We start from the raw sequence: 11,941 nt of genomic DNA, 5'->3' as shown, positions 1-11,941 counted from the left end.
CGAAACTGATTCAACTGGGTGATCGTTGGCTGAACGGGCGGAGGAGGGCGGGAAGCGCTCATGCATGGACGCGGCGTCGTGGCGACATTTGTCGATCATGTGCGGGCGGATGGGGTCGTGGTGCGCTGGGAGTCGCGCCGACACCGCAAGCATCTGACCGAAGCGTCATCGGCCGGTTCAACATGGTGGGCGCCAAAGGTCCGCGGCTGGTGGATTGCGGTCTTGTTCGCCGCAGGGTCCCTGCTGTTCGCGCTTGGAGCCCTGCCCTGGTACGTGGAAGCCGCCGGGATTTATTTAGATAACGTCACGTTCTTTGCCGGCTCACTGTTCTTCACCTCCGCCGCGTTCCTCACCTATCGGGAGGCGGTCGACGCCGCTCCCGCGCGGCTGAATCCGTCGCGGCGGCGCTTCTTCGTCTGGCAGCCACGGCGCATCGATTGGTGGGCAACCGCGGTACAGCTCGTCGGAACGGTCTACTTCAACGTCAGCACCGCGAGCGCCACGATGACGAATCTGAGCGCGGACGCCGCACATCGGCATGTCTGGCGGCCAGATGCGCTGGGTTCGATCTGTTTTCTGGTGGCCAGCGGGTTGGCGTGGTTCGAAGTCTGCCACGGCTGGTTCGCGTGGCGTCCCAGATCGTGGTCGTGGTGGACGACGCTGGCCAACCTGGTCGGGTCCATCGCGTTCGGCGTCTCCGCGGTGGCCGCTTACATCGACCCGGTGACCGGCACGCTGCGCAACGCCCAGCGGGCCAACCTGGGCACCCTGGTAGGCGCGGTGTGCTTCTTCATCGGCGCTGTGCTGCTGCTACCGGAACGCACCGCCGATGCCGAACACCCCTGACGCGGCGAGTTCTATTTGCTGGGGCTGCCGGCTTTAGCTCGAAGCGGCTTCACCCGTCGCTGGGCTTCACGTAGGGCGGCAGGTTCAGGCGCTGCCGGATGGCCTGCTGCACCGTCACCTTGTCCGGCCGGGCGTCGATCGTGAAGACGAATTCCTTGCGCCGGAACAGATCCAGCACCGGATTGGTCTTCGCGTAGTAGTCGCGCAGGCGGGTCGCCAGCGCCTCCTCGGTGTCGTCCTCGCGGCTGACCAGCTGGCCGCCGCAGACGTCGCAGCGAGACTCGTTGCCGGGACGGTGCGCGATGAGGTTGTAGTCCAGCCCGCACCGCGAGCACAGGCGGCGGGCCAGGACCCGCCGGCGCACCTCGTCGTCGGGCAGGTCGAGGTGGATCACGCCGTCGATGTCGTAGCTTTCGAGGAAGAATTCGGCCTGCACCGCGTTGCGCGGGAAGCCGTCGATGATGAATCCGTAGTTCCAGTCGTGGTCGTCGAGCCGACGGCGGACCACGGATCCGACCAGCTCGTCGTCGACCAGCTCGCCCAGGCGCATGGTGCGCCGCACCTGCGCGCCGAGCTTGGTGTGGTTCTGCACATGCCAGCGGAAGATGTCGCCGACGCTGATGTGCACCAGATCAAGATCGCGGGCAAGCAGCGTCGCCTGGGTGCCCTTGCCGCTCCCTTGCACGCCCATGATCGCATACTTGCGCATTTGGGCACCTTGTCACCTCGACCCGGTGTCTGTCACGCGCGACTCGGTGTCTGTCACGCGCGACCCGGTGCGAACCGCTGCGAGATTGTCTCAGGCGCAGTCGCGGCAGGTGTCCTGGCCTTTGCGGACAGTGGCGTAGAGGCTGCGGTGCAGAACCAGGAAGCAGCTTCCGCACCGGAATTCGTCGGCGCGCATCGGGATCACCTGTGTCGTGAGCTCCTCATCGAGTATGTCGAAGCCGGGCAGCTCGTACCCGTCGGCGAATTCCGTGCTGGCCAGGTCGTCGGCCGGGGTCGCCCGGCGCTCCTGGAGCAGATCCAAGCTTTCGGTTTCAGGTTCGACGATGACGGTCCGCCGGGCGTCGTAGTCGGTGTTGGCAGCCATGGCCTGGTCCTTTCCTCGTACAACTGCGTCGTTTGTGGATGGGGCGCCAACTGTGCCCCAGATTCCTGAAGATCACCTGGGTGGCAGCGGCGCGTCCAATATCGACACAACGCGGCAGCCGCGGCCTACGTTGCGAGCAAGCGGTGCCCGGTTGCCGCAAGTGGTAGGCGACGAGTTGTTTGTCCGAATATTAGGCACACGGGTACCAGATTTGAGCGAGACGGCCGAGCGGTCCACCGACCGGCGGGATGCGCGTAGTGTTGGGCCAGGAATCAGCGCCCCCGCCAGTGGTGGCTGACGAGCATCGTCGATGTCCTATCCGCCCGGACCCTGCGGCGACGACCAGCGATCCCCGGCGCTTCAGCAGAACCGTGGACCCAGCCGCCAAACGGCTCTGACTCCGGTGTGAGGTTCAAGAAAGGACAACCCTGTCGTGGCGACCTACCTGCCGTCCCGAATCAACGGCGCCGTCCCCGAGCTTCGGGCCATGAACGAGGCGTTGCTCCAGGCCGCGCAAACAGCCGGATATGCGCCGTCGATTCGCAACACGCGGCCCTGGCGGTGGCGCCTCACCGGCAGCACCCTGGATCTCCACCTGGACCGCAGCCGGGTCGTGACCATCTCCGATCCCGACGCCCGGCTGGCGACTCTGAGTTGCGGGGCCGCGCTGCACCACGCACGGGTCGCGCTGGCGGCCAGCGGCTGGAAGGTCAAGGTACTCCAGACCTCCGACCACTCCGATCCCGACCATCTCGTCCAGCTGCGCATCGCACGTGGCACGACCGATTCGTTTGCGGTGCAACGGATGCAAGCCATCCTCGTCCGCCGGACCGATCGCCGCCCGGTCACCGGCGCCCCGGTCGCACCGGCCGACCTCGCCGCGATCACCAAGTCCGTGGAAGCGCAGGGTGCTTGGCTGTACCTGCTGCACCCCGATCAGCGACACGAGCTGTCGGCCGCCGCTGAATACGCTCGGCGCACCCAGCTGCCGGATTCGCCGTGGCGCGACGAGCTTGCCTACTGGGCCGGCGGCAGGCCCGAACGTACCGGTGTCGCGGACTCCGCGATCGCATCACCAATGCCCGGTCGCAATTTCGGCAACTACGGCTCCCCGAAGGTCAGCGCCGAAGACGACCAGACGGCGACCTTCGTCATGCTCTACGGGCCTGGCGACACCAGCGCCGACTGGCTGCGCGCGGGCGAAGGGCTCTCGGCGGGCTGGCTCACCGCGACCGAGCTGGGGATCACCGTGCTGCCGCTCAGCGCCACCATCGAGGTGCCTGCCACCCGCGAAGTCATGAAACGCCTGGTGGCCGGCGTCGGCCACCCATACCTGGTGCTGCGCTTGGGCACGATCGACTCGGCCGACAGCACGCCACCGTCCACCCCGCGGCTACCTACCGACCAGATCATCGATCGGACCTAGCCGGCCGACGCTACTGGGCGCTCAGGTCGGAGACGCTGGCCGGATCACCGATGATGGTCTGGGCGAGGTCGCCAAGGCGCAGGTTGTGACGCCGGGCATGACTGCGGATGAGAATGAACGCCTCATCGACGCTGATTCCCCGCGCCTGCGCGAGTGAGCCTTTGGCCTGCTCGATGATGACTCGGCTATTGAGCGCGCCTTGCAGTTGCTCAGTGAGCAACTCCCCACGGGTGATGGCACGTTCCTGAAGCAGCCCAATGGATGCCACGTCCGCGAGCGCCTGCACGATCTGCACGTCGGTATCGGCAAGGCGCCCCCCGACGTTGGCGCTGAACACATTCATCGCCCCTATCCGCTCGGCCCGCAGTCGCAGTGGAAACGCATGAACCGAACGGAACCCGGCCTCCACTGCCCGTGGGGCGAAGCGTGGCCAGCGGCCACCGGCTTCGGCCAGGTCTGCGTTTACCACGGCAGCTCCCGTGCGAAACGCTTCCAGGCACGGCCCTTCCTGGTTTTGGACCTGGAACAGCTCGAGCAGCTTGACGTTCTCATCCGAGGCCGCCATGAACTCCAGCCGCCCACGCTGGTCGGCTAGAAGCAGCCCGACCGGTGAGGCGTCCAAAAGATCAGCGGTGCGGGTGGCGAGCAGCTGCAAAAATTCGATCAGATCAAATTCGTCGACGAGCGTGTCGGCGACCTCGACGAACACCCGGGCGAGTCGTTCGGCGGAAATGGTGGAAGTCATGGCTGCCTTTGCCTTTCCTGGACTAGTCGGGTCGTTCATGGCCGTTCAATGGGTGCGAAGGTGAGCCGGCGGGCGACGACATCGAGGGCGACGTCACCCAGGCGGCGGTCGTGAGCGTAGGCGTAGGCGCGCATCCGGGCCATCGCCTCGGCCAGGTTGCTCCCGAGCTGGACCATGACCATGCCTTGGGCCTGGAAAAGCTCCGCCCGCGAGCCCAGTGGATCATCCAGCCAGCCGCCGGTGTCGCCGACAGGGGAGTGGTCATGGCCGTCGAGCAGGGTCGCGACGGCGACTTCGGCGAAGGTGAGCGCGAGGGTGAGCTCGTCTGCGGACAGCATGCCGGTTTCGGTGCGGAACAGGTCGAGCATGCCCAGCCGTGCGGCGCCGATCTGCAACGGGAACGCGAACACCGCCCGCACCCCGCTCGCGTACACCGCCGGAACGTAGATCGGCCAGCGTGTTGTCGCGGCGATGAGGTCGGGGATCAGCACGGGTCGCCGCGTCGCGTAAGCATCGATACAGGGCCCTTCGCCCAACGTCAGTTGCAGCTCTTCGAGGCGTTCGGTGGCCGGATCTGTCGCGGCCGTCACCGCGCGCATGCCGTCTTGGACCATCACGGTAAGCCCAGACCCGCTGGCCGATAGCGCTCGCGCGGCGGCACCGCACAACCGCCGCATGTCATCGGCGACACCGGCTGGCTCACCATCGGCCGCAGGTTCTTGACCGATCAGCATTTCCACATGCCGGACGACGTCAGCCACGAGCTCCACCGATGGCCAACGGCCACAACATGTCGCGTGGCCCAGCCGGTGCGGACGTGATCGGACATTGGCACTTCGTGGTGCACATGATTGGGTCCTTCCGCCGGGACCGCGCCACCGGGGCTGAGGTAGCCGGACCGGCAGCAGTCGCCGACCCTACGCCGCACTTTAGCATCGCCCAATCGGGCAGGTGCGGGTCTGCCCAGCGCTGCACCACGTCTCACCCGAGACCGATGGTGACCGCGGAGCCGGCGCGGTCGCAAGGCGGCTTGATAGTCCAAATGGGATGGACAGCTGCACTGCGGCCTCGCGATCTGTTTGAGCGACGGAGACGTTGCCATGGGTTCAGTCTCGCCGCTGTTGCTTGACAGGCCATTGGTCCGGCAAGCCTAGGAAATCCAGTCAGGCTTCCAACGATGTCGAGACGGCGTCGCGACTCTGGCGGATAAGCCAGGACTTGGTGGGGCTTCCTGCGTTTGTACGTCCACCGGCCAATGAACTCCGCCATGGCGGGGACCCGGCCCCGCGCATAGCACCTCGGTGATCATTGCGGCAAACGTGACGGCCACGTCCAGCTCTTCCTCGGCCAGGGCCTGGGGCCAGTACCGGTAAAACTCCAACGTGCCCAACCGGGCCGCCGCGGTGCCCAGCGGGATCACGCTGACCGATCGCACACACCCGATGAGGGCGATGGCCGCATAGTCGGGAAAGCGGGTCATAGGCTCAAGCTCGGCCAGATCGGCAATCAGGACAAGACAATCGTGGGCCGCGGCATAGTGGCCAGGGCCCTGCTCGACGCGATCAAGGCGCTGCTGCAGATCGTCGGTGGGAAGGCCGTCGCTGAAGGTGATCGCTGCCCCGGTGCGAAGACCTAACAGGCTCAACCCAGCCGCATCCGCACGTACCGCGGAAACAGCCGCCTCGCAGATGCGGGTGAAGAACCTGGCAGAACCCTCGACCCGGTCATCTACAAACGTCGGCATGTGAGTCAGTCCTTCGATGGTGCAAGGCAAAACCGGCACGAAGCAACGGTCGAACTCTCAGCCTAGCCTTCGCCACCAGCGGTGGTAATGGCCCACAACTCCAATAACCCGCGCCGACTGGTGCATCTACGCGGACGTGATCATGAGGGCGGGGTGATTGCTGGCGTTTCCCGTGGGCGCAGCCGTTGCGGATCGGACCAGCGCACGTCGGATGCCCAGCCGGCCTTTTCCAGCAGCCAAATGATGCGGGCCGTGGGATCGAGCTGGCCGGGAAGAACACCGTGCCGGGCACAGGTAGGGTCAGCGTGATGGGAGTTGTGCCAGTTCTCGCCGAAAGAGATGACGGCCAGCGGCCAGAAGTTGGTGGCGCGATCGGCGCCGTGGGTCGCGAACGGCCGCTGTCCATAGACGTGGCAGATCGAATTGATTGACCATGTGACGTGATGCAACAGGGCGATGCGCACCAGAGTGGCCCAGAAGAACGCGGTCAACGCGCCCTGCCATGACCATGTCAGCAGCCCACCGAGCAGTGGCGGGGCTAGCACCGAGTAAAGGGCCAGCGGTCCGAAAAGCCGGTCGACGATTCTGATGTCCCGATCGGCGAGCATGTCCGGCGCGAAGCGGGCACGGTTGGACGACTCCAACCGGAACAGCCAGCCGATGTGGGCGAACACCAAACCTTTGGCAATTCCTGCCGCGCTTGCCCCGTAGCGCCACGGGGAATGGGGATCGCCCTCGCGGTCGGCGTAGGCGTGATGGCGGCGATGATCGGCAACCCAGATGATGGGCGCGCCCTCGATTGCCAGCGATCCGGCCGCCGCCAGGGCTATTCGCAGCCACCGCTTGGCCTTGAACGATCCGTGGGTGAAGTGGCGGTGAAAGCCGACCGTCACCCCGAAGCCGGAGACGAAATAGAACACTGCCCCGATGAGGACATCAAGCCACGACAGGCCCCAGCCCCACGCCACCGGCACAGCCGCCAGCAAGGCCAGAAACGGCACGGTCACCCCGATGATGAGAATTGCCATGGCCCAGCGCGGTGGCGGCTGATCGAGCATCGGTTTGGCCGAGGTGGCCGATGCCTGCCTCGGTGCGTCAACGAGAACCATCTAAATAGGACCCTCCGGGTGAGCGGCGCAACGGTATGCGGACGGCCGCCAGGGTCCGGGGCGGGTGATGGTGCAGCTCCACGATAACCCGCGCGACGCGGAAAATGCATTGACCAGGCAAAATTGGCACCTTGGTTGATAAACGCCGGTTCGGGTACCCCACGGCGTGAATGGAGGTACCCGATGTCATCAACCCAATCGGCCGTGTTGGCGATCGTGCTTGTCGCCCTGGCGTTGTGCTCCCTGGGCGTCTGGTGGTGGCGGCGGAGCCGTTTGCCTCGGCCGCGGCCCGGCTCTGAATACGATCGCGTCGTTGCGCAGTCCGAGACCCGCCTGGCCGCCGACCGGGAGCTACGGGATCGGTATCGGCAGCGCGCGACCCAGGGCCTCAGCGAGCTGTCACCGTTGGCCCGGGAGAGGTATGCGGTGAAATGGCAAGAGCTTTACAGCCGTTTGACCACATCTGCGCAACAGGCTGTCAACGATGCCGACGATCTGGTGTCCCAGCTGATCGCCGAGCTCGGCTATCCCGCCAGGGAGTACTACGAGCAACTGGCCCAGACCTCGGTCAACCATGCCGCCACTCTGGATTCCTACCGCGAAGCCCACCAGATCAGCCTGTCCAATCGCCGCGGCGAGGCGACCGCCGAGCAACTGCGGCTTGCCGTCGCGCACTTCCGGATGCTCGTGCCGCAGCTGCTCGGTGAACCGATCGCACCATCATCAGACGTTCAGCCGCATCCGGCTGGGCAACACCAGTAGGCAGGATGGCGGCGAAGATGGCACGAAGCCGTGAGTCTGGAAAAGCCTATCGCGACAGGCTGATCAGGCTGCTCGCGTTGGGTCCCAGCCGGCCCTCCGAGCTGAGCTGGCGGGCCAGGTGGCGTGCCTTGGGGCGCACAGGCGGTGAACTGGTACAAGACAATCTGACCGATAGAGCCGCGGTGCTGACCTACTACGGGATGCTGGCGGTCTTTCCCGGAATGCTGGTTCTGGTGGCCGGACTGAGCCTGTTCGGCGGGTCAGCCACCAGCTCGGTGATCGAGGGCATAGAGAGCATGACGTTCGGCCCCACCCAGCAGATCATTACCGAGGGGATAGCGAGCCTTCAGGCCAGCAGGCGGCAAGCCGGAATCGTCGCCGCCATCAGCTTGGTTATCGCGTTCTATTCGGCAGCCGGATATGTCGGCGCTTTTATGCGCGCCGCCAACGCCATTTACGACGTACCCGAAGGCCGGCCGGCCTGGAAAACACTGCCGCTGCGTTTCCTCATCACCATCGTCACCGGGTTGTTCCTCGCGTTCAGTGCGCTGGTGGTGGTCTTCACGGGTCGGCTTGCCACACAGGTGGGTCAGCTGATGGGCATTGCCCCCGAACGGATCCGGGCGTTCGACATCGCCAAATGGCCGTTGCTGGCGCTCGCCTTTGGGCTCCTTGTCGCCCTGTTGTACTGGGCCGCGCCCAACGCCCGGCAGGGTGGCTTCCGCTGGATCACCCCCGGATCGCTGCTGGCAACCCTGGTGTGGGTGGCGGCTTCGGGTGGTTTCGCCTACTACGTCTCACATTTCGACTCCTACAACCAGACCTACGGCACGCTCGGCGGAGTCGTCATCTTCCTGGTCTGGATGTGGTTGACGAATGTCGCTGTCCTAATTGGAGCCGAGTTCGACGCGGAATTGGCCCGAGAACGAGCCATCGCTTCAGGCCTCCCGCCGCGTTCTGAGCCCTACCTGCCGCTGCGCGACGTGCCCGTGGACGAAGTAGTGCAGCAACACGCCGACATCTAGACCGGGACGCAATCTACCTACGAGCGGAGGACCATTGGCCGAGTCTGAAGCGGAACGTGGAAGGCTGCGCCGTGCGGCAGACGCGGCGCGGGAACGGATCCGCGCTGCGCGCAAGGCCCACCAGGATGAGGTTGACGCCGGCGTTGCCGACGACCTCGTGCAGGAGGAGCCCACCATCGACGCAGATGCCCACGTTCCATACGGCTTGCGAGTCTCCGCGGCGTGGGCTTGGCGCTTTCTTGTGCTGGCCGCTGCGGGCTACGTTGCGCTGTGGATGGTCAGCCGGCTATCTCAAGTCCTCATCCCACTGGCGATTGCCCTGCTGCTGTCCGCGCTGCTGGCACCGGCGGTGGGCTTCCTGCGGACGCGGATGCGAATGCCGGCTTCGCTTGCCGCGGCGATCGTGCTGATCGGCGGTCTCCTTGTGGTCCTCGGCACGCTGACGTTGGTGATCACCCAGTTCATAGACGGCGGCCCGGCGCTGGCGGAGAAGGCGGCTACCGGAGTCGAGGAGATTCAGCGATGGCTGCGCGACGGCCCGATGAACCTGTCGACCACCCAGCTCGATGATGCCCTCGCCGCCGCCCGCGCCTGGCTGGAGGAGAACCGGCAGTCCCTGACCAGCGGCGCCCTGGCCACAGCCACGGCAGGGGTCGAGGCGGTCGCCTCCGGTCTGCTCATCCTGTTCGTCACCTTCTTCTTCCTACGCGACGGCCGGCGCCTGTGGCGGTTCACCACCCTGATCCTGCCGCGGCCGGCTCGCCGGAGGGCCAGCGACGCAGGCCACGCCGCATGGCTCACGCTGGTGGCCTACGTGCGAGCCACCGTCCTGGTGGCCTTCATCGACGCAGTCGGCATAGGCCTGGCGCTGGTGCTGTTGCGGGTCGAGTTCGCCTTCCCGCTCGCGGCACTGGTATTTCTGGCCTCATTCATACCGATCGTGGGGGCAACCCTGTCCGGCGTGGTGGCCGTGCTGGTGGCACTGGTGGACGAGGGCACACTCACAGCGCTGCTAGTGCTGGCCGCGGTCATCGTTGTACAGCAAACCGAATCCCATGTCCTGCAGCCACTTATCATGGGACGCGCGGTGTCCGTCCATCCGCTCGCCGTCATCGTGGCGATCGCCACCGGGATAGTCGTGGCCGGGATCATCGGTGCCCTCATCGCGGTACCCATAGTCGCCGCCCTCAATACCGCTGTCCGCCATCTCGGCCAGCAGCGTCCCCAGCCACCCCCCGACTCGGTCATCATCAGAGCCGACGCCAACCCTTGACATACGACAGCGCCTATACCTCGCGATCAGGCGTACTCTGGACAGGACACGGCAGCCGCTCCGGACCCTGGCGGCACCCTTTGCCCGTGTGCCCCTTGAGGGAGAAGATCGTGGGTCCAACCAGCTCAACCCTGCAACAACGCCGCCCCCTGCCCGGTATCAGGGCGATGTCCCTGCCGTCGGTGGCAACAAGCCCACCGCTGCACTGCGGGCCCGACATGGGCAGCGCTCAGCGACGCCAGGACCTCATCGCCTCGCACATTCCCATGGCTACCCGAGTCGCGCGCAGCTTCGGCGGGCGAGGTGAAGACCTCGACGATCTGATCCAGGTCGCCCTGCTCGAACTGGTCAAAGCAGCGTCCAAATTCGACCCCGCGCGCGGTGTTGCCTTTGCCCAATACGCCTATCCGTGCATCGCCGGCGGTGTCAAAAAACACTTCCGTGACAACGGCTGGAGTCTGCGCGTCGCCAGGCGGACGCAGGAACTGCACCTGCAGACAAGCCACGCCATCCCAGCACTGACCCAGCTGCTGGGCCGGCATCCGACGGTAACCGACCTGGCCGCGCATCTTCACCTGTCGGAAGTGGACGCGCGAGAGGGCGTACAAGGCGGCCTGGCCTACAGCACCAGGTCACTGAACAGCCCTGTCGGCGATTCCGAGAACACCGAGCCGGGACTGCTCATCGGGGGCCTCGACGAGCGCATCGAGTCGGTACCCGACCGGCTCTTGCTCGGCGTGCATATGGCCGTGCTGCCGCGGCGTGAGCAAGACGTTCTGCGCCTTCGCTTCTCCGCAGACCTGAGCCAAAACGAAATCGCCAAAAGACTCGGCATCTCGCAGATGCAGGTCTCCCGGCTGCTGGCCCGATCCATCGACCAGTTGCGCATCGCCATGCTGCCGCACTGATCAGACCACGATGCCCGGCGAGCACAGCCGGCCGGGCATCGTTCGCCTCAACTCAGAGGCGCAAGCGCTGACGACAATGTCAGCGCGGCGGTGGTGGCGGGGTCGAGTCGTCGTAGGTGCGGGAAACTTCGCGCACCTGAGTCTGCCGCGCGAGGGCGGGGGCCCGGCGGCGATTCCAGAAGTAGAAGAACAGGATCAGCCCGCCGACACCGGCAGCCATGAGAACCCAGCCGACAGCCTTGAGGTCCAGCCCACCGACGGTCCAGTCGACAGCGAAAGTCAGAATCGCGCCGAACGCGATCAGGAATATGCCTACACCAATACCCATACCGATGGCGTGCCCCAGGCCACGTGTTTCAGACAGCTTGCAGCATGCCAACCTGTGACGGCGTCCCTGCCGAGGTCGCCCAACCGGCCAATTCAATGACCGCCGTGCCACTTTCACGTCCAGCCGGCCGCTAACCTTAGGGCCTGCGAGCTGCTCTGGCCCCCGGCGGTGCGCCTGGAATCCAAGTGTTTCTAGGGAGTGCACATGCGCAGAACGACCCAGACCGTGCAGAACCTCGCTACCCAGGTGGGTGCCGGCGACCATGCGGCGTTCCGGCGGCTATACGCCGCATATGCACCAGACACGCTGGCCGCCGTACAGGTTGGCCTGCCCGATCCAGTGCAGTCAATGCATGTGGTTCGTGCCACGTTCTGCGAGGTGTGGCGGATGTGCTCCTTCGACTTCCGCTGCGGTACGGCACCGCACGACGTGCCCGAGTGGATCGCGGCGATCGCCAGCCGGCTGGCCGAGGAGCGCCGCGTTGCCTTGGAGCTGATCGAAACCTCGATCCCACCGCCGGGCGGCTCCGCATTCTGGACCGAGCTGCTCGCCGCGCATGACCAATGGACGTGCCTAGAGCTGGCAACGATGCTGGACGGGCATGACAACGTCAGGCTTGTTACGTAAGGGCCGCGTTGGGTACCCAGAAGGAACAAGCACAATTATCGCCCGCTTCGGCGGG

Annotated in this window: 14 protein-coding genes; 7 read left to right on the top strand and 7 right to left on the bottom strand. The window is 65.7% G+C overall.

Features of this window, described 5'->3' with window-relative positions; genetic code table 11:
- Positions 1-78: 78 nt before the first annotated feature.
- On the top strand, positions 79-846 hold the full coding sequence (locus tag Rhe02_RS08305; protein ID WP_203907503.1) for a hypothetical protein: 768 nt from the start codon (positions 79-81) through the stop codon (positions 844-846).
- Positions 847-895: 49 nt separating this feature from the next.
- On the opposite strand, the gene Rhe02_RS08300 is transcribed toward Rhe02_RS08305, so the two are convergent.
- Positions 896-1,555 carry an adenylate kinase family protein gene (locus Rhe02_RS08300; protein ID WP_203907502.1) on the bottom strand — a complete coding sequence of 220 codons (660 nt, stop codon included), beginning with the start codon at positions 1,553-1,555 and terminating at the stop codon, positions 896-898.
- 90 nt (positions 1,556-1,645) lie between these two features.
- A complete protein-coding gene (locus Rhe02_RS08295; protein WP_203907501.1) occupies positions 1,646-1,939 on the bottom strand; it encodes a DUF4193 family protein in 294 nt (97 codons plus the stop codon).
- 433 nt (positions 1,940-2,372) lie between these two features.
- Here Rhe02_RS08295 and Rhe02_RS08290 point away from each other — a divergent pair, with 433 nt between their 5' ends.
- Positions 2,373-3,365, top strand: coding sequence for an Acg family FMN-binding oxidoreductase (locus Rhe02_RS08290; RefSeq protein ID WP_239123549.1), 993 nt, complete (start codon positions 2,373-2,375; stop codon positions 3,363-3,365).
- 10 nt (positions 3,366-3,375) lie between these two features.
- Here the strand turns inward: Rhe02_RS08290 and Rhe02_RS08285 are convergent, their stop codons facing one another.
- The 4 genes from Rhe02_RS08285 to Rhe02_RS08270 form a co-directional block, all read right to left on the bottom strand.
- Positions 3,376-4,110 (bottom strand): GAF and ANTAR domain-containing protein, encoded by a 735-nt coding sequence (locus Rhe02_RS08285; RefSeq protein ID WP_203907500.1) that lies wholly within the window; start codon positions 4,108-4,110, stop codon positions 3,376-3,378.
- A 35-nt stretch (positions 4,111-4,145) separates the two neighbouring features.
- Positions 4,146-4,871 carry a GAF and ANTAR domain-containing protein gene (locus Rhe02_RS08280; protein WP_239123548.1) on the bottom strand — a complete coding sequence of 242 codons (726 nt, stop codon included), beginning with the start codon at positions 4,869-4,871 and terminating at the stop codon, positions 4,146-4,148.
- 389 nt (positions 4,872-5,260) lie between these two features.
- A complete protein-coding gene (locus tag Rhe02_RS08275; protein WP_203907499.1) occupies positions 5,261-5,854 on the bottom strand; it encodes a hypothetical protein in 594 nt (197 codons plus the stop codon).
- A gap of 140 nt (positions 5,855-5,994) precedes the next feature.
- Complete coding sequence (locus Rhe02_RS08270; protein ID WP_203907498.1) at positions 5,995-6,963, bottom strand: acyl-CoA desaturase; 969 nt, start codon at positions 6,961-6,963, stop codon at positions 5,995-5,997.
- A gap of 183 nt (positions 6,964-7,146) precedes the next feature.
- Here Rhe02_RS08270 and Rhe02_RS08265 point away from each other — a divergent pair, with 183 nt between their 5' ends.
- The 4 genes from Rhe02_RS08265 (at position 7,147) to Rhe02_RS08250 (ending at position 10,931) form a co-directional block, all read left to right on the top strand.
- The gene (locus Rhe02_RS08265) at positions 7,147-7,725 is read left to right on the top strand and encodes a 3-hydroxyacyl-CoA dehydrogenase (RefSeq protein WP_203907497.1); all 579 of its coding nucleotides are present in this window, start codon (positions 7,147-7,149) and stop codon (positions 7,723-7,725) included.
- Between the two features lie 17 nt (positions 7,726-7,742).
- Positions 7,743-8,750, top strand: coding sequence for a YihY/virulence factor BrkB family protein (locus tag Rhe02_RS08260; protein ID WP_203907496.1), 1,008 nt, complete (start codon positions 7,743-7,745; stop codon positions 8,748-8,750).
- Between the two features lie 34 nt (positions 8,751-8,784).
- Positions 8,785-10,023: an AI-2E family transporter gene (locus Rhe02_RS08255; RefSeq protein WP_203907495.1), complete on the top strand. Its 1,239-nt coding sequence runs from the start codon at positions 8,785-8,787 to the stop codon at positions 10,021-10,023.
- Between the two features lie 110 nt (positions 10,024-10,133).
- Positions 10,134-10,931 (top strand): sigma-70 family RNA polymerase sigma factor, encoded by a 798-nt coding sequence (locus Rhe02_RS08250; protein ID WP_239123547.1) that lies wholly within the window; start codon positions 10,134-10,136, stop codon positions 10,929-10,931.
- A 79-nt stretch (positions 10,932-11,010) separates the two neighbouring features.
- Here Rhe02_RS08250 and Rhe02_RS08245 read toward each other — a convergent pair whose 3' ends face one another.
- Positions 11,011-11,259 (bottom strand): DUF6458 family protein, encoded by a 249-nt coding sequence (locus tag Rhe02_RS08245; RefSeq protein WP_203907494.1) that lies wholly within the window; start codon positions 11,257-11,259, stop codon positions 11,011-11,013.
- A gap of 204 nt (positions 11,260-11,463) precedes the next feature.
- Here Rhe02_RS08245 and Rhe02_RS08240 point away from each other — a divergent pair, with 204 nt between their 5' ends.
- Positions 11,464-11,886 (top strand): sigma-70 family RNA polymerase sigma factor, encoded by a 423-nt coding sequence (locus Rhe02_RS08240; RefSeq protein WP_203907493.1) that lies wholly within the window; start codon positions 11,464-11,466, stop codon positions 11,884-11,886.
- Positions 11,887-11,941: the final 55 nt, after the last annotated feature.

Origin of the sequence: Rhizocola hellebori, from assembly GCF_016862955.1 — a bacterium.
GTDB lineage: Bacteria > Actinomycetota > Actinomycetes > Mycobacteriales > Micromonosporaceae > Rhizocola > Rhizocola hellebori.
The sequence above is the reverse complement of the archived record's forward strand: the minus strand, read 5'-3'. Positions and strand labels throughout refer to the sequence as shown.